This window comes from Pontibacter sp. MBLB2868, assembly GCF_051904785.1.
GTDB lineage: Bacteria > Bacteroidota > Bacteroidia > Cytophagales > Hymenobacteraceae > Pontibacter.
The window spans coordinates 2,555,992-2,573,293 of the sequence record NZ_CP196710.1 but is presented as its reverse complement, the minus strand read 5'-3'; the positions used below and the strand labels follow the sequence as shown (position 1 = coordinate 2,573,293).

At 47.8% G+C, this 17,302-nt stretch carries 16 protein-coding genes; 4 read left to right on the top strand and 12 right to left on the bottom strand.

Annotated features, from left to right (window positions below):
- Window positions 1-124: 124 nt before the first annotated feature.
- Entirely contained in the window at window positions 125-2,905 is a 2,781-nt protein-coding gene (locus ACSX1A_RS10895) for an outer membrane beta-barrel protein (RefSeq protein WP_439879684.1), read from the top strand.
- A gap of 80 nt (window positions 2,906-2,985) precedes the next feature.
- Here ACSX1A_RS10895 and ACSX1A_RS10890 read toward each other — a convergent pair whose 3' ends face one another.
- From ACSX1A_RS10890 to ACSX1A_RS10865, 6 genes are all read right to left on the bottom strand, one after another.
- A complete protein-coding gene (locus tag ACSX1A_RS10890; protein WP_439879683.1) occupies window positions 2,986-3,918 on the bottom strand; it encodes a toprim domain-containing protein in 933 nt (310 codons plus the stop codon).
- Between the two features lie 306 nt (window positions 3,919-4,224).
- Complete coding sequence (locus tag ACSX1A_RS10885) at window positions 4,225-5,169, bottom strand: ArdC family protein (protein WP_439879682.1); 945 nt, start codon at window positions 5,167-5,169, stop codon at window positions 4,225-4,227.
- 73 nt (window positions 5,170-5,242) lie between these two features.
- Window positions 5,243-5,713, bottom strand: coding sequence for a JAB domain-containing protein (locus ACSX1A_RS10880; RefSeq protein WP_439879681.1), 471 nt, complete (start codon window positions 5,711-5,713; stop codon window positions 5,243-5,245).
- A gap of 729 nt (window positions 5,714-6,442) precedes the next feature.
- Window positions 6,443-6,655: a hypothetical protein gene (locus ACSX1A_RS10875; RefSeq protein WP_439879680.1), complete on the bottom strand. Its 213-nt coding sequence runs from the start codon at window positions 6,653-6,655 to the stop codon at window positions 6,443-6,445.
- 101 nt (window positions 6,656-6,756) lie between these two features.
- The gene (locus ACSX1A_RS10870; RefSeq protein ID WP_439879679.1) at window positions 6,757-7,092 is read right to left on the bottom strand and encodes a helix-turn-helix domain-containing protein; all 336 of its coding nucleotides are present in this window, start codon (window positions 7,090-7,092) and stop codon (window positions 6,757-6,759) included.
- Window positions 7,093-7,181: 89 nt separating this feature from the next.
- The gene (locus tag ACSX1A_RS10865) at window positions 7,182-7,910 is read right to left on the bottom strand and encodes a hypothetical protein (protein ID WP_439879678.1); all 729 of its coding nucleotides are present in this window, start codon (window positions 7,908-7,910) and stop codon (window positions 7,182-7,184) included.
- Between ACSX1A_RS10865 and ACSX1A_RS10860 the strand changes: the two genes are divergently transcribed.
- Entirely contained in the window at window positions 7,911-8,270 is a 360-nt protein-coding gene (locus tag ACSX1A_RS10860) for a hypothetical protein (protein ID WP_439879677.1), read from the top strand.
- Window positions 8,271-8,458: 188 nt separating this feature from the next.
- On the opposite strand, the gene ACSX1A_RS10855 is transcribed toward ACSX1A_RS10860, so the two are convergent.
- The gene (locus ACSX1A_RS10855; protein WP_439879676.1) at window positions 8,459-9,580 is read right to left on the bottom strand and encodes a hypothetical protein; all 1,122 of its coding nucleotides are present in this window, start codon (window positions 9,578-9,580) and stop codon (window positions 8,459-8,461) included.
- A gap of 256 nt (window positions 9,581-9,836) precedes the next feature.
- Here ACSX1A_RS10855 and ACSX1A_RS10850 point away from each other — a divergent pair, with 256 nt between their 5' ends.
- Window positions 9,837-10,940 carry a Fic family protein gene (locus tag ACSX1A_RS10850; RefSeq protein WP_439879675.1) on the top strand — a complete coding sequence of 368 codons (1,104 nt, stop codon included), beginning with the start codon at window positions 9,837-9,839 and terminating at the stop codon, window positions 10,938-10,940.
- A 390-nt stretch (window positions 10,941-11,330) separates the two neighbouring features.
- Here the strand turns inward: ACSX1A_RS10850 and ACSX1A_RS10845 are convergent, their stop codons facing one another.
- The 5 genes from ACSX1A_RS10845 to ACSX1A_RS10825 form a co-directional block, all read right to left on the bottom strand.
- The gene (locus tag ACSX1A_RS10845) at window positions 11,331-11,516 is read right to left on the bottom strand and encodes a hypothetical protein (protein ID WP_439879674.1); all 186 of its coding nucleotides are present in this window, start codon (window positions 11,514-11,516) and stop codon (window positions 11,331-11,333) included.
- Window positions 11,517-12,214: 698 nt separating this feature from the next.
- Window positions 12,215-13,225, bottom strand: a complete 1,011-nt coding sequence (locus ACSX1A_RS10840; RefSeq protein WP_439879673.1) for an alpha/beta hydrolase family protein — start codon at window positions 13,223-13,225, stop codon at window positions 12,215-12,217.
- 264 nt (window positions 13,226-13,489) lie between these two features.
- Window positions 13,490-13,897: a cupin domain-containing protein gene (locus tag ACSX1A_RS10835; protein ID WP_439879672.1), complete on the bottom strand. Its 408-nt coding sequence runs from the start codon at window positions 13,895-13,897 to the stop codon at window positions 13,490-13,492.
- Between the two features lie 59 nt (window positions 13,898-13,956).
- A complete protein-coding gene (locus tag ACSX1A_RS10830; protein ID WP_439879671.1) occupies window positions 13,957-14,532 on the bottom strand; it encodes a Crp/Fnr family transcriptional regulator in 576 nt (191 codons plus the stop codon).
- Window positions 14,533-14,676: 144 nt separating this feature from the next.
- The gene (locus ACSX1A_RS10825; RefSeq protein WP_439879670.1) at window positions 14,677-16,152 is read right to left on the bottom strand and encodes a PLP-dependent aminotransferase family protein; all 1,476 of its coding nucleotides are present in this window, start codon (window positions 16,150-16,152) and stop codon (window positions 14,677-14,679) included.
- A gap of 678 nt (window positions 16,153-16,830) precedes the next feature.
- Here ACSX1A_RS10825 and ACSX1A_RS10820 point away from each other — a divergent pair.
- Entirely contained in the window at window positions 16,831-17,034 is a 204-nt protein-coding gene (locus ACSX1A_RS10820) for a hypothetical protein (protein ID WP_439879669.1), read from the top strand.
- Window positions 17,035-17,302: the final 268 nt, after the last annotated feature.

Sequence of the window (17,302 nt, the reverse complement as noted above, 5' to 3'; positions counted from 1 at the left end):
AATTATTACTATGTAAAGAAATTACTTAGTTTTAGGAATGTGACCGCTTTAGCTGATATACTTTGGCATAAGCTATCTGCTGCTATATTTTGCAAGAAAGTGAAACTAACTACCTGATCCTTATATGAAACATCCTTTACTCGCAGTCCTGCTACTCCTTTTCTTTCTACCAAACTCAAGCAAGGCCCAGAAGGGCGAATTGACGGGCCGTCTGCTTGATGATATTTCCAAAGAGGCCTTACCGTACGCCACCATAGCTGTTTACTCTGCCGCCGACACGGTGATGGTCACTTTCCGGATGAGCGATGAGAAGGGGGCTTTTCGTGTGACCGGACTTCCCCTGGACCAGCAACTCCGCACGGTAATTACCATGATGGGCTTCCAGGTGTACCGAAAGGAGTTTCAGCTTTCCCAGGAGAGCCCCTCCTTTGCATTGGGGGTAATCCATATGAAGCCGTCCGAGCACCTGCTCAGTGAGGTGTTGATTGTGGCCGAGACCCCCCCGGTGCTGGTACGCAATGACACGCTGGAGTTCAACGCCTCTTCTTTTAAGACGCTGCCCACCTCCCTGGTGGAGGACCTGCTACGCAAACTGCCGGGCGTAACAGTGGATCAGCAGGGAAACATCATGGTCAATGGTAAACTGGTACAGAAAATCCTGGTGGATGGGAAGGAGTTTTTCGGAAGCGACCCGAAGGTGGCTACCCGTAACCTTCCCGCCGACGTGATCGACAAGGTGCAGGTGATGAATGACCCGGAAGCCCTCCGCCGCGACCCGGACCTGCCCGAGATGGACATCCCTCAGGTCATCAACCTGACCTTTAAGAAGGGCATTAAGAAAGGTATGTTCGGCAAGCTGTACGGCGGCGCGGGCACCGACACGCGCTACGAGGGGGGCGGCATCCTGAACATGTTCCGCGACACCACGCAGGTGAGCATTATCGGGTTCTCCAACAACCTGAACCGGGCAGCCTTCGATATGGCAGATGTCAGAAAGATCGGCGGCTTTGACCGCAGTGGCATTAGCACCATGTCCATGCGATCCGATGGGGGATACTCCCTTAACGGGGTCTCCTTTGGAGGAATGGGCCAGGGTATTGAGCAGTCCTCCGGAGGAGGAGCTAACTTCAACACGGTAACAAAGCGCGGCACGAAGGTAAACCTGCAGTATTTCTACGGCGACAGCAGAGAAGATCTGGATCAGGTAGTTAACTCCGAGCAGTTCCTGAAAAGCGATACCCTCAACAGCAGAAGAAACAGGGGGCAAAACGGTAGAAGCGAGAGCCACCGCCTTGGCGGAAAAATAGAATGGAAACTGGATTCGCTTACAACGCTGAGCATAGCTCCGAGTATGCACTTGTCGTACCAGCTCTCTACCCAGAACTCCTTTATCAATACTTACCGGAACCACGATATCCAACTGAATCAGAGTACCAATGAGGAAAGTATAAATGGAGAAGGTATGGGGTTTGGAAATACCCTTAATTTTCAACGCAACTTCAACAAGAAAGGACGGTTGTTGACTTTATACAGTAGGCTGAACCAATATGCTTCCATGCAGGATCAGCTGAATGAGGCGGAAAACATCTTTTACCAGCCTGATTCTGCAGTAACGCAACTGAACCAGCTACGGGATACTGATCAGAATGACTTTGAGGTCTACAACTCGTTAGCTTATACAGAACCTTTCCATAAACTTGTAAGCGCTGTCTTTAGGCTCAACTCAGAGTACTTTAGCAATGATAATTCTCTTGCCACTTACATGGCGGACTCTGAAACAGGGGAGTATGTTTCACTTGTGCCCGGACTATCGAATGGGGTAGATAGAAAAGGATGGAGAAACTATCTGACTGCAGGACTTAAGTGGAAAATCAAAGATGTAACTGTGCAGCCGGGTATCCGCTTTACGTTTTTGAACATCAACAACAATTTTCAGACAGCCCCGGACATTAAGCAGGATTACTTTTATGTTTTCCCCAACCTTAATGTCAATTGGAAACAGTTTTACTTAACCTACAACGTGAACCTCTCAGAACCAACTGCGGTATATCTGCAACCAGTTCTGGACAACACAAACCCGCTGTTTATAGCGTATGGCAATCCAACACTAAGACCAGCCGTATCCAATACCGTAAACATCAACTACAGAAAGTTCGACACCAAGAAATCGATCAACTATAGTGCATTTGTGTATGGCTCTATCAGAAACAACGCCATCACCAGAGCACGTACGGTTGATGAAAACGGGGTGCAGACAATCAAGCCTGTTAACACAGACGGCAACTGGGATTTGAGTGGAAGCGGCCGTGTGATGAAGGACTTTAAATATGATAAGAACAAGTTTTCGATTGGTGCTAACATGCGTGTTTTTTATGGAAGGACACTTGTATTGCTGAACAACACTCAAAGCTACAGCCAGAATTGGACCCTCACCCCTGAAGTGGAGGGGCGCATGAACCTGGATGATAAACTGGAGCTTAGCCAGTCCTTCTCACTTAACTACAGGCGCAGTAGCTATGAAAACAATGCCTTCAATAACCTTAGCATCAACACCAGTACTTCCAAATCTGAAATTGTGGTGCGGCTGCCAAAGAAGCTTGTATGGGAAGCGACTTTTGATTACTGGTATAACTCTAACATGGCGCCGGGCCTGCAGAAAAGCTATGGCAGGCTGAATGCGGGGCTCACCTTCCTTTTCCTGAAGAACGACAGGGCCCAGCTGAAGCTTTCAGTCTATGACCTGCTGGATCAGAACATCACGGCTTACAGGTACATCCGGGAAAACCTGATCGAGGACTACCAGACAGTGGCGCTTACACGTTACGGCATGCTAACTTTTACTTACAACATTCGCAACTTCGGCCAGAAAGTCGGGGGAAGACAAAACCCGCTATTCTGGTTTTAGTCGTCATATGTTTTTACCATGACTTTAAAAGTGCGACAACACGAATAAGTGGAACCTGAACAGGTTGCAGGCGAATATAGCTACCGGTGACCAAACTTTAGCCGTCGTTGTTTCGCCTGCCCCTGGCTGACTACAAGGTGCTCGTTCAGGTCCTTAAAGCCAAGGTAAAAAGCGGAGGCATCAACAGCTTTTTTAAGTGAGTTAAGAAGTTGCGCTGTCACTCGTCTTCCGGCAGTGTCATGATCCAGGAAAAGGAGCACCTGTTGATGTTTATCGAGCACACCCTCGGCCTTACCCAACTGCGTAAGGGAGTTGAGGACAAGGAAACTGGCATTGGCCTTCAAATGGGGCCAGAGCTCGAGGAGTGAGAGGAAGTCCATGAATCCTTCTACCACGCAAATGGTGTTTACCTGGTGGTCCAGGAAGGTGATATCTTTAGGGGAGGAGGAGCCCTTAAACCAACGGTTGCGAAGTTCGTACCCGCCAGAACGATTTTCAAACCCGATAGCTGCATACTGCTTGGCATTGATAGCGAAATCTACTTCATGGCAGTAGGACTTTGCTGTATGAAGGCTAATACTACGCTGCCGGAGGTAGGTGGCCTGTTGACTCTTCTCCTCCAGGGGTTTTATTGCCAGCAGCCGGAGGCCGGGAGAAGCTTTATGATTGACAGCATTGATCTCTAAATCTGAGGGTGGTGCTATGGCAGGGGCGACTATGATGGTATTTTTTGCAGGGGACAAGGATTGCCCTGAAAGGAGCTGGACCACTTCCCGAACAGTTGCGGCCGGGTAGAAGCGCAGGGCCAGGTCAAAGACCTTGCCCCCTTCTCCACTGCCGTGATCATACCAGCGGTTCAAGCGCGTATTGACTTTAAAGGATGGGGTACGCTCCTTGGCGCGTATCGGGGAGATGTACCACCAGTCACATCCTTTTTTAGAAGAAGGGTGCACGCCCCGTTCTGCCAGAAAATCAGTGATAGAGAGTTCGCTGTTGATTTGCTGAATGTTCATCGTTTCTTATCGTTTGCTGGCGCGGTGGTATCTTGTCGGGTAAAAGCCGTTATGACAGGCGTACGGGAGCTAGTAAAAGTACCGGGCGATCCAGGTGGTTAACTCCTGCAAAGGTGGGAAAGCAACCGAAAACCTTTTCACAAGGAACTGGGTAGGTGGGATAAATTTGAAACAGCTACTTAGCTGGACGTTACATGTTTTCTGAGGTTCTCATAGCTAGCAGTTCTGTTAGCTTAAAGCTACTTTGAAGGAAAAATAAAAAAAAGGCTGCCCGTCCTTGCCAGGCAACCCTTTTGATTTTGCATTTTAGGCGGCTGCTTTTGCTTTTGGTAATGCTTCCTTACATGACTCAGCTTTCAGATCTACTATGTAACTGGCTGCTTTGAAAGCCTTGGTTGCCGCATAGATGATCATGGTCTTGTCCTGCTGAAGTCTGCTGACCCAGCCCTGCAGGTAAGCCACCGAATTCTGAAATACCGCTTCCTTTATACCGGTGTAGGCACAGAGGAAGCTAGCCCCCATCTCGGCGATGAGCTCTTCCTTGCTGTAGTGCTCGTCGCCAAAACGATCTGCCTGACCTTCTTCTGCGAAGCGGTTGAGCCTGCTGACATGGCCTGTTGCGTGGATCAGCTCATGGAAGAGTGTGGCGTGATAGGCCTCAGAGGAGACAAAGTGCCTTAGTTCTGGCATCTGCACCGTGTCCTGGACCGGCGCATAATAGGCCTGAAAGCCCCCGTGAAGGATTTTTGGGCAAGGCTGGGGAAAGTTATCTACTACCCGCTGGCAGCTTGCGATCACCTGCTGTCCGGACTGCTCCTGGATTGGGGGTAGCTGGAAATCTATGCCCTCCACCTGGTCGATGTTAAAAACAGTCCACAGGAAGGGGACAAACCTTTTTCCCTGTCTGTCCTCATCTTTGGATGTTAACCCGCCGCTTTTTTCAGCCTCCTTACTGTCATATACCTTCCAGTAGAGGATGGAGGTGCCTTTCTGGCCCTTTCGCACGAGGCCGCCCAGCTCCCGGACCTGCCGGAAGGTTAGGAAGTAGGGGGCCGAGAAGCCGTGTTTCTCTGTGATGTAGTTGAGGAAGAAGGCGTTGAAGCCCTCATAATGCCGCCCGGAGAAATAGTTCTTTGGAAGTCCGTAGGAGCCCCAGGGCTTGTGCCAGAGGACCTTTCCCTGCTCGAGTTGGGAGATTACTTCGCCTGTCACTTGTTCGGAGAGCAGTTGGAATTTTTGATATGCGTTCATAACAGTAAATTTTAAAAATGTTAAAGATTGATTTTATGGAGCTAGAAAGTCCCTTTTGAAAGGAAACGAGGGGCTATAGGAGCCCCTCGTCAGCTAAAGAGTAGTAACCTTCGCTAGTAAGGATGAGGTGATCCAGCACGGCGATGTCGAGTAATTCCCCACCTTGCTTGATTTTCTTGGTCAGCTGCAGGTCCGCCGCGCTGGGCTTGAGGTTGCCCGAGGGGTGGTTGTGGGAGAGGATAATGCCGGAGGCGCAGGCTTTGAGAGCAGCCACGAAGATGAGCTTTGGATCTGCCACCGTGCCCGCCACGCCCCCGGTGGAGACCTGGTAGAGGCCCAGCACCCGATTGGCGCGGCTCAGCAGCAGCACTTTGAACTGCTCCACGAACTCCAGTTTGCCCGTGTCCCAGCTTTCTTTGAGGACTTTGTAGGAGTCGGCAGAGGAGGTGACCTGCGGCCGCTCACTAGGCTTTACCTTGTTGCGGTAGGAGAGCTTCACTTCGGATACTCTGGTGAAGGCGGAGGTGTTAACGGTCTTTTCCATAATCATTGATGTTTAAGTGTTAGGAAATTGATTATGGTGCTCCATCTGCCTTCGGCGCCGGACTAAAGGCAAGGTGGAGCCAAAGAAAATGCGGAGGGTCTGCCACAGGCGGATACCCATTTTGTTTGGACTACCTTGTTCCTGTGTCCGGACCGCAAGGCTACCTTTGCCCCTGAATGAATGACCCACGGATTTTTGCGTTGTAATGGCTAATGGAGAGGGAAGTACAAAGTAGGCTTGGGATATTAATCCGATCGCTGTATTTGTCCTAACAAAGCTAAATTGTGATGCTTGCAGGAAACGCTGTCATGCCCAAATTAAATGATAGCTGTCGGGCGTACGGTGACTAAGGTATTCGACCGCATGTTAATCTGGATAGTAATAAAGGGGCATCGGTTACTTGGGAATTTTGAAATGGTGCTTTACAAAGTCGTTCTTTGTTTGCTGGGGAATGGAAACTGGCTGGATCAAGCTGGGGGAATGGAAGGAAACGGCAATATTTTCAAGCACGTTGTGTTAAACGGGAAGGGCAAACTAACTAAAGCTTAGCACTTGGAGCTAATTGCCCCAGCTGTCAGACTTTATCTTGACTATTACATGTAAAGCTATAGCTCACATTTGATGTAGCAGGCACGACATCAAATGTGAGCTATAGCTTTACCTATGTTTTATGGGGTGTCGCCTTGATAAAATAGGCGTTTAAATTTGATTAGTAGGTGATTCGGGTGGTTAAAAATATTTGCTGGCTAAAAATTTGATAATAAGTTGTTTGGATGCTTTAAAAAATCCCACCCTGTTTTCCATCTTCACCAGGTACTCTATAGCCCGCTCCACCATGATTTGCTTGCTCAGCTTTGCCTTGTCCAGCACACTCCAGCTCAGGGCGATGGGTTCCACGGCCTTCTCTATCTCGGGCCGGAATTGAACCCTTGCCTGGATCATGTCGATTCGGTGCGGGCGCCGGGGCAGTTCCTAATTCATCCTACCCCCTTCGCACCTTTGCCCTACAAGTTGTTCAGTCCCCAATTACCCTAAGGCGAGCGTCAGGCTTTTCGACCTGGGCGCAGCACATGCTGAACCGCTTCTTCCTGTATCTCGGAGACCGTCTTTTTCCGTCCCTTGCGTACCCACTCGTCCAGTTCGCTTTTGTAGAAGTAAAGCCGTTTTCCTTGCTTGTTATAAGGAACTTCCCGGCGGCAGGCCTTCACGTAGAGGGTAGAGACAGAAAGGTGGAGAAAGGCGGCCGCCTGTGTGACGTTAAAGATTGTCTCCGTGTCCTGAGGGGCACGTTGCTCGGTGAGCAGCAGTTCCAGGCGGTCCATTTTCTCATGTAGCAGGCGCATGGCCTGGGGCATTTGCTCAAAGGTGAAATTTTCCATGGCAGTGATTGGTTTGGTGTACACTGCAATGATACCGGCATTGTTTACAGGGTTACAAGAAGGCAGGACAGCATCCTGCCTGTTTCCTACTAACAGTTATAGTTCTTTTGCGTGCGGAGCACCGGGTAAATGGCATAGGTACCACCGGGTTGCTTGCGCACGTCCAGGATGGGGGACTGGCAGGGCCTGGCGTTGGAGGAGATGATGGCAGCCAGGTAGCCGGTAGGCAATGTGCGTTGCTGCCTGCGAAACACGTAGGCAAAGTGGCCGGAGATCCATTCCTCCAGGTCTGCCTTGAGGCAGCCCACGATCAGGTTGGCCTCGAAGAGCTGCTTGAAGGCGTCTGCCAGTTGGTTACCGTTCCCGTGGAAGACTAAGGGAGCGGCAGGCGGTTGGTTGTCCTGCAGGAGGGGCAGGAGCTGCTGCTGATCCTCCGGGGTGAAGTAGCCTTTGAGTATGTGGTAGAGTTCCCCGGCCGTTTCCTCCACAAAGCGCGGAACGCTCTTGACAGATGCGGAAATGGCTTGAATTGTAGAGAGGGGTGTGGCAGCCAGAGCCTGTTCTCTTTCAATAGGAAGCAGGGTGCTGGTGCGCTTCCTGAGCTGTTGCAGAAAGGTCTCCCGCAGCTTCACCGACTCAGCCAGGTCTTCTACAAACTTTTCCTCGACCAGGACATGCGAGGTGTCTGGCTGCAGGTGCCGGAGGTGAAAGAGCTTATCTAACCTGACTTGCATCATATAGTTTTCAGCGTAATGCATGCCATAGCCGTCGTAGTGGGCGTGGTAGCTGACCCAGAACTGCTGGAAGCGTTGCGCCACATGCTCGATCTGTTCAGCTACGAGGCCAAGCCGCTCGGTAGGGAGGGGGAGCAGGTCCAGGCTGGCCATCTCGGAGAGCAGCCGGAGCTCGCTTTCAAAGGTGAAGGCATCGTAGTGTTTGGTCTCGTGCCCGATATCATAGACCGGTACTTCTCTGGCAGGGCCAAATGGTTGGTCGTAGACTTTCTTTTGGAGCACACGGAGCTCAAAGGTCTGCAGGCGGGTCAGGAACTTCTTGAGGTGTTTCATAGCGCGTCGGGCGTCTTAGACTCCTTAATTGTTGATAATTCCTATGGTAAAAGACTTCCTGTAAACTCAGAAATGTTTACGAGTGCTTTCGCCATTGCCAATGACATTTAGCAATGATATTTTTCTTAGAGGCAATGTCATGTTGTACGAGAATTAGCAGATTAGTATATACTAATAATGAAAAATATAGAGCTAGTCAGACTATAGTCTATAGTCTTGATGCCACAAGGTGCTGACTTTCCGTACTGCCGGATTAGCTGTGGTTAAATCGCATGAATAACAGGAATGTAAAAGGTTAATCAGAAGAGGGCCTTCTTCCTGAAAACAAGCGTTTCTTTGTCTACCTCGTCCAAAAGTTCATCCGAAAGGTTTACCTGTGGGTCATACCAATTCGCTTTTTGCTCAGCCCAGGCCAGCCACTCCTTACGTTCTGTGGACTGAGGGGAAGAGCTATCCACCTGTTGAGCTTCAGCGGCGATATAAGCCCGCAGCTGCTGGGCTTCATGCCAACGCTTTGCCTGTTGTAACAGGTGCTTGAACCTGAGAAGTTCCTGCTCTTTCCGTGCCTGCTGCTCCCGCAGGACCCGCTCTTTTTCAAGTCGTACTTCCTTTTCCTTCTGGCATTCGAGACGCCACTCTTCCTCATGCTGTGTTTTCCATTCGAGGTAAGCGATGATGGCTGATAGCCGGTTTTCCAAGGGCACCTTGCCGTCCTGCCACTCTTTTCCGTTCCAGGAGGGGCCAATCTTGAGGACCAGGATGCCGGTTGTCGTGTAATCGTAGGAGTAGTTCCCCGGCCTGATCTCAGTAGATCGCTTCAGTTTCTCCCGGAGGGCCACCTCGTATCGCTCTTTTCTGATATAAATATAGGCCTGGTAATCGCTCACCATAACACGGTGACCCCTTGCCTGCAGCGCCTTAATGAGCGTATCCAAAATCCGGAAGGCCCGGTTGAGGCTCTGCCTGGAAACCTTCACATCCAGAAAACCATAGGCGGTGGTAAGCAGTTCGGTAAAGCGATAGGTAACATTTCGCTCCTCGATGTTCGCCCTGGTAGCGGCAATTAGCTTATCCGGGTTGGTGAGGGGGGCCGGTACCTGCAACACCTTTTGCAGGCTTTGTTCGATTTCCTCCTGCAAAAGCTCCTGGGGACTGAGGGGAGCCGTTGCCTTCGCCTCGGCAAGCCTATGGAAATCCATTTCGTGCGCTACTGTTTCATTGGAGGGCAGTGCTGGTATGGGCACCTGCTTTCCGGCACGGATACGTTGCCAGTGCCCGTGCTTTGGCAGCGGGATCTGCAGCTCTTTACAAAGCTTCCGCAGTTCATAGTCCGAAATATTATACTTTGGGGAAAGGGAAGAGATGGGTTCCGACCATACCTGTTGGTAGAGTTCCTGGCGGGTTATTGTTTTGGTTTCCAAATAGTTGGTACATCGTGCTTTACTTTTAAATATAGGGAAGAATGGCTAAGGGTTAGCATATAAGTAATAGACTCCTATGGTAAGTTTATAGAATATCCTTCCTGATCCGCATAATAAATACTTGCATGTATAGCAATTCAACTGGTACACATTTATTTCCTGCCTTAGCACAAGCAAGATTAAATGAGCCGATTAAAATGGTTATTCGGCTCACTATTTTGTTTTATTTGAGCCGAATATGTGGTATATTCGGCTCATGATCTACAATTGGCAACAATCCGACTGGCCTAATTTCAGGTATGATGTAAGCAAAGTAGAGGAGATGCTTTACGAGTTTGCGGAGCTGACGGGTCATGTCAGCGGGATGCTGAAGGCCCTGCCTAAAGCGGTTCAGCTGGAAGCAGTGCTGGATATGATGGTGGCGGAAGCCATCAAAACGTCAGAAATTGAAGGCGAATACCTGAACCGCCGGGACGTTGTTTCATCCATTCGTAATAACCTCGGCCTCAACCAGACCCCTGAAGCCACAAAAGATAAAATGGCGCAAGGGGCAGGTGAACTGATGGCGGATGCCCGTAAAACCTATGCGGAGGCCTTGACAGCGGAAAAGCTCTTCCAATGGCACACCATGCTTTTAAAAGAGCAGAAGCGAATCCAGGTCGGAGCGTGGCGCAGTCATGAGGAACCGATGCAGGTTGTTTCAGGCGCGCTTGGTAAAGAAAAGGTGCATTTCGAGGCGCCTCCCTCTTCCCGCATACCGGATGAGATGAGCAGTTTCATCCGGTGGTTTAACCAGACAGCACCCGGAGGAGACAAGGAGATCAGGAAAGCTCCTGTCAGGTCGGCGGTGGCACACCTTTATTTCGAGACTCTTCACCCGTTTGAAGATGGCAATGGCCGGATCGGGCGCACCATAGCAGAAAAAGCGTTGTCGCAAACATTAGGCCGCCCGGTGTTGCTTAGCCTCTCCCGGACAATAGAGGCAGATAAAAAAGCGTATTACCATTCCTTGGAGCAGGCCCAGAAAAGCAACGATATCACGTCCTGGGTGAAATACTTTGTCCACGTTATTCTAACCTCACAGCAACAGACGATCAGCCTGGTAGAGTTTATTCTGAAGAAATCGAAGTTCTTTGAACGTTTCCAAAACTTGCTGAATGAACGGCAAGCAAAGGCGGTGAGAAGGATGCTGGATGCTGGACCGGAGGGTTTTGAGGGAGGTATGAATGCCAGGAAATATGTAGGCATTACCAAAGCCTCCAAGGCGACTGCCACCAGGGATTTGCAGCAGCTGCTGGAACTAGGAGTGTTCATCCAGGAAGGAGGCGGTCGGAGTACTCGCTATCGCTTAAACATTTAAGCTTCTACACCTGGTTAAAAAAAGTCTTCATTAAGTAGGAACCAACAACCACCTCCAGCTGATTCACCTGGAGTTCAACAAACAAGAGTTGGCGAAAGAACTGGAGCGGGAGGAGGTGTTAAATTAGTAGCCACCATACCTGGTCAGGATCCTACGCTCTTTTATAGCCAATAGGTAAACACCACTGCTGTTCTCTTCTTCAGGGCCTACAACTGGCTGAAAGAGGAAACACTCGTCGTTCTATACTATTCTGAACACTTTATTAAATGTCTTTGTAGCCTCATAGAAATCAGCTAAAGTCATAGGGGCGACTTTCACAGTATGTGCTGCTGTACGGAGCAGGTAGAAGCCTCCACTTCGGGCATGGCATTTGTTGTTGATGTGCCAAAGCTATGGGGACACTGCGCTGTGTTTTTGCGCAGGAGAAATTATTTTCTGGACATGCCATAGTTTTTCACCAACTGCTATTTTTACAGCATGTTTTGCATAATGCATTTCTCTTATGCTGAACCATATAGCGAAGAATAGGTACTTAAGTGCACCTTTGCTCTCACCATGACAGAAAATTGTAAGCATAATTGTTTTACGGTAACCTGGTTTAAATGTAATGAATTTACAGTGCTGTTTAATCTATTTATGGCTACCTCTGGGTATGTATTATCAGGAAGCTGGAGAAAATACCTGATTCCGGCAACTTGGAGTTATGGGAGAAACACAACCCAAACAATGTATTATCTGCTGGCGTACGGCACCTCATGAGGCGGGCTTGGCACGAGGAAACAGGGCTGGAGCTGAGACCAGCTATGTTACTTTGTCTTTCACTTAGAGGGTGCCATTCAAGCAGTATTTAAAGGGGCACAGCGATGACCAAGTGTCATGGATTGGTTGAACGCATTTCAGAGGATACCAATTGGTTGTATTAAAGCATGAAGGTGAAACTGAATACCTACGGAAATGGAAATTTCCTCCATAAGTAAATCATGTGAAAAAGTATTACCGGAAATCTAAATTGATGGGCTTACCAATAAGCCAGGGCAGATTTTTAATAAGGTGCATCGATATGAAATGATGTTTGAAGGCTCCTTTCGCAGTTTAAGTTCTAAGCGAGGAAAGAATATGTTGCGAGAAGATAATGAGCTTAGTTCCTTTGTCCTGAACCGAAACGGAAATTAAGGATTTGAAAAAGAGAAGAAGGCATGTGCATGATCTGCATTAAATAATGGCAATTGAAATTATAGTAAGCCTTATGGAAGTGAATAGTTAGGAGACAATGTTTAAGGAAGCAGAAAAGTTTGTATCCAACTCTTTATTTGCTGCTTGCATTCTTCTGAGTAAGCTAATTTTTCCCAGCTTCCATTGTAGCATAACTCAGAAAGCTTGAACCCATGGTTAACTCCACTGATGGTAATGGTTTGTATATTATGTGGTAAGCCCTGAGGGTATATTTTGTTTAGCGCTACCATACTGTTTGTCGCAGAGACCAAGGCATCGTTTTCTCCGAACATAAACAGGAACGGGTTTTTGATTGTGGTCAGGTACTTTGCAGGATCAAAACTTTTGATCACTTGCAGCTGCTTCCACTGCCCTTTTAAAGGCATGATCGAAACCATGAAAAAAGCAAGGCTTACTTTTGGAATAGCTCTTTTTCTCGCTACTTTTTCGGTTAGCAGTTCCTTACATATCAGCGTGCTGGTATAATCGTTGAGTAACTGTTCCCGGACATTGAAAGTAGGACCAGCCATTGAGATTCCACCAATAAAGGTCTCGGGATATTTCGATACACAGATTTGTGAAATCCAACCACCTTGGCTATGTCCGATTACCGCTATTCGTTCGGAGTCTATGAAAGGGAGGGTTTTTAGGTAGTCTGCTGCAGCTTTAGCATCAGCAGCCCTTTCTTCAAAGGTGGTATTATCCCATCTACCTTCTGATTCTCCGATTCCCCTTTTGTCAAAATAGAAGAGAGCGACACTATCCAAGGGTAAATTCTGCTCCAGCAGGGAGTCGAGCATAGCTGCATAACTAGAAGTATAAGAGGAGCCTTCACCAGAACCTACACAGAATACAATGGCTGGTACTTTGTTGTTTGTCCCCTTGGGAGCTATTAATTTACCTTTCAATTTGTATTGGCCGCTCGTAAATGTAACGTGTGATTTTTCTATCCTGATAAGACTGTCAGCAGTTGTAACAGGTGAAACATTCAGCTTGTTGGGGTAAGTTGGTGTAGCAACTGAAATGGGAATAGCTAAACTGAAGTAGAAAAGCAGGGTAAGTCTATAATTCATAGCATTAATCGATCTTGAAGAAAAGGGAAGTGCAGCCCCTGGTTTAGTTGAAAGTTGACTAACGGCTGAAAAATCGTTTTTGATTCTTGAATAGAGGCTCCACTTCGTTAGGTCTTACAAAAGGGAAATTCACGATGTTATCAGCTACTTAAAGCTATTAGTCATTGCAGGTTGATGATTTTGAGCAGTTATTCCTTTAAATACTGCATTGGATACTATCCCATTTCAGGTAGGTTGCCTTTTTAAACACGTTCTTTAAAACAATTATTCTTTCTTTCCAGGAAGCAACTCTACTAATTCCTGGTTGCCGTTTAGCAGGTAATAGGCGATGAACTTGAGTGGTTCGCTTTTCGAGTAATTATTGAAATAAACAATCGGTGTATTGGCCGGCTCATAGAACGCCTCACCAGCTTTTAGAATCTGGGCAGGCGCTCCTTCCACCTGCATGATGCAGGTTCCTGACACAATGTAACCTACAACCGGGCAGGGGTGCCTGTGGGATGGACCTTTTTGCCCGCCCTGAAATTCTATTTCGACCACTTTTACAGAAGAGACCGTTTGTTCTTGCAACTTTGCGTGTAGCAGATCGGTTCTGCTTATCTGGTTTTGAGCAGCTGCCTGTAAAGTCATACTTGCTAATACAATTGTTGTATACTTAAATAACCGGTTCATTTAACTCTTTGTAGTGGGTACAACTATTTCCTGCTACAAAGGTGAGCCATAGCTGACAACTATGCATTGATGTATGTTAAGGATTTGATCCTGCTTAAAGATTCTGGTTTTATGCCCAGGTATGCAGCAATGTGATATTGTGCAACAAGCTGTTCTATAGTAGGGTAGTTAGCTAGTAAGGCCTTGTAGCGCTCACTTGCCGAATCCGTTAGGAAAGAGATTTCTCTTTTGCATTTCCTGACAAACAATTGGTCAGAGATGTGTTTGCCTAACCTGTGCCAGCTATCGTCCTGTGCTAAAAGGCTGTGGTAGTCGGCGTAGGAAATCAGCTTAATCTTTGTGTCAGCCAATGCCTGTATGGAGCCGGCAGCAGGGGTCTGGGTCAGAAAGCTGGTATACGCACATACAAAAGCGTGGGGCAGGTAAAAATCAATATTGAATTCATCTCCTTCTTTTTGAACAAAAGAGCGCAACACGCCTACTTCTACAAAGCCGATAAATGAACACGTTGTGCCCGTCTGCAAGAGAAACTCCTTTTTGGTTAAAGATACGGTTTTTGCAAGTCCACATAAGAGCGTAAAATGATCGGCTGTAAGTCCGACCTCTCTAAGGAGTTGATGAAGAAAGTTATTCATATGGATGGGTTAAAATTCGTGTTACCTATTCCAGCGTAATAGTGCATTACGCTGAATTCTGTTTGGAAGACATGTTATGCTGTCGTACCGTTTTAGGCAGGAACGTTTTAATTTTATCAAACCTGCACATCTGTGATCTAAGGGTCAAGGGTGCGCCATCTCCTCCAGCACTGTCTTTAATATGGCACATGCACTGTGCATCTCCATTTCATTCATGCTGGCAAAGCCCAGGCGGCAGGCGTTTGTGTTTCCAGATGGCGTATTGTAGCCATGGCCGCTGGAGAGGTACAGGCCCTTTGCCTTACAGCGGGCAGTCACTTCGGGCAATGGATATGCCTCCTTAAATGTGACCCATACCGCCATGCCCCCCTCCGGCTCCTTGAAATCCAGGTAAGGACTGAATTCCTGTCGGAGCAACCGGCAGAAATACTCTTTGCGCTTTTTGTAGAGGTTTTTGCTTTTGCGCAGATAGCGCTGCATGGTACCTTCGCGCATGAGGTTAGCGATAGCTCTTTCAATTAAATGATCCCCCTGCCTGTCGGTGATACGGCGGTATTTTATGAGTTCCTCGATTAGATTGGGCGGGGCTACAATAAATCCTACCCGAATACCCGGGTAGATAATTTTAGAATAAGAGCCTGTATAGACCACTAGCCCCTGCGTATCCATGCTGGCAATAGGAAGTGTCGGCGTGTTATCATAATGATAATCAAAGTCATAATCATCCTCCAGGATGCAGAACCGGTATTGTTTGGCCAGTTCGTACAGGTGAAGCCTTCTTTCAGGAGCTAAAGTGACCGTGGTGGGATGATGATGGTGGGACGTGATATACAGCATCCTTACGTGATGTGTTTTAAGCAAATTCTCCACTGCTTGGGTATCCATGCCTTTTTCATCTACAGGCACACGCAGCAACTGTGCTCCTGCCTGCTCAAAACTTAAGTTAGCCGTGTGGTAGTTTAATTCGCCTATGACTACCTTGTCTCCTTTTCGGAGCAGCACCTGGGACAGTAAGTGTATGCCCATGATGCTGCCTCGGGTGATAAAGACAGTGTCTAGTAGTGTTTTCAGACCCCGGTGTTCATTTAACTGCTGGCTCAGCATTTTCCGAAAGTAGGTATCGCCCTGGGCATGGGAATAACTAAACAAGCGCAAGGGGCTGGTCTTTTTCAGCAGCCGGTGGTATTCCCGTCCTAGCTCGTGTAAGGGGCTCAAGCGTGGGTCGGGAGATCCGTCGTTAAACTCGAGCGGCAGGTGGTGCACTTCTGGGGCTTCCAGCAGCTGGTTTGCCTCCAGCAGAAAGCCCGTATGTGCAGGATAAGTCTTTGTGGGTTTGCCATTTCCTGTGGGGTTAACCAAGGGTAGCATTTCATTTACAAATAGGCCTTTTCTATCCCTGGCTTCCAACCAGCCTTCCGCCTGCAATTCATCGGTAGCCAGGACCACTGTGTTCCGGTTCAGGTGCAGTTTCTCGGCCAGAATGCGAGAACCCGGCAGTTTTTGCCCCGGCTTGAGCACGCCCTGCTTGATGAGTGCCGCTAAGCCTTGGGCAAGCTGCACATATACTGGCGTGGCTTTTACTTTGTCTATAACGATGTCATGGAGGTAGGGGAGGTTCATTATGTGGACTAGTTACTTTGTGAAATCTGGACTGCAAAGGTAGGCCATGTGGGTATTAGTTTCGCATGTTAGCTCCCCAAAATATACTCTTTTTTGGTAACTGATTCAGCAAGTAAGATGATGCTCCAGGGGGCTCAGAGAATTTGAATAAAAAAATATACAGACTTGTCTGTATATTAAAAAAATGAATATATCTTTGTCCCATCAGGGCTTTCTCCACTATGGAGTCTTGAAAGAAATAAACGAAGAGAAATGATCACTTCACAAGTCTGTAAGAAAGGTAGGGAATAAGGGATAGGCTGGGATGGCGGAAATGCTGCTGTTTCAAGCAGCATACGAACAGGTGCCAGCGCGGAATCAGGAGCGTTGGTCTAAGTAACGCATGTGTTAGACTCATCTCATGCAAGTGAAGCAGCAGGCAGGAAAGATTACTTGCCTGATTTCAAAATTTTATAACCACCGTTGCCTGTCCCTTTCCAATACAAGCTGTTTCTTAAGGTGAGATGTGAGCACAGCCAATTGCAGGCACGGTGGTTTCCTCCTGATGGATTAGGAAAAGGAGGGTAGTGTATGGTGCTGGTTTCTGTTAAACAGGAATGGTAGCCTAAATTAGTAACTAGATCGCAGTGGTTAACCATAAAGAAATGTACAACTAAACATTTGTAAGGAACTATAGTCATGTTATTACTCATCCGTTCATTTGGTTGTGGGCATCCATCCAACGCATCTCTGCTGGGGCAGCTTAAGCTAATTAAATATACTCCCAATTACCCTATCGATGCGAAAAAGGCAACAGGGATAAGGGTTCATCGGAAACAAATAACCATATGGGAAGAAGTGCCTACGCAACTACGCCTGAACACCTCTGATTGTAGCCCTTAGAGAAAGCAGATCCTTTCCTTAGATCCCAGGGCTAAACCAGTTAAATACATCCCTTCGAGGCGAGTCATCTGAACGAGTAAACTTAGGATAACAGGTAAGTACTTAGAACCCCAGCCCAACGGGAGCGGCATCCTACTCGATTTAACAGCTTTTCCCATTTGATACATAAATGTTACATGACTTTGACAGCCATGCCAGGGGAATATTTTGCCTTAAGAATAGATATAAACGTCAATAAATATTGCTTAACTATATGATTATTAACTAT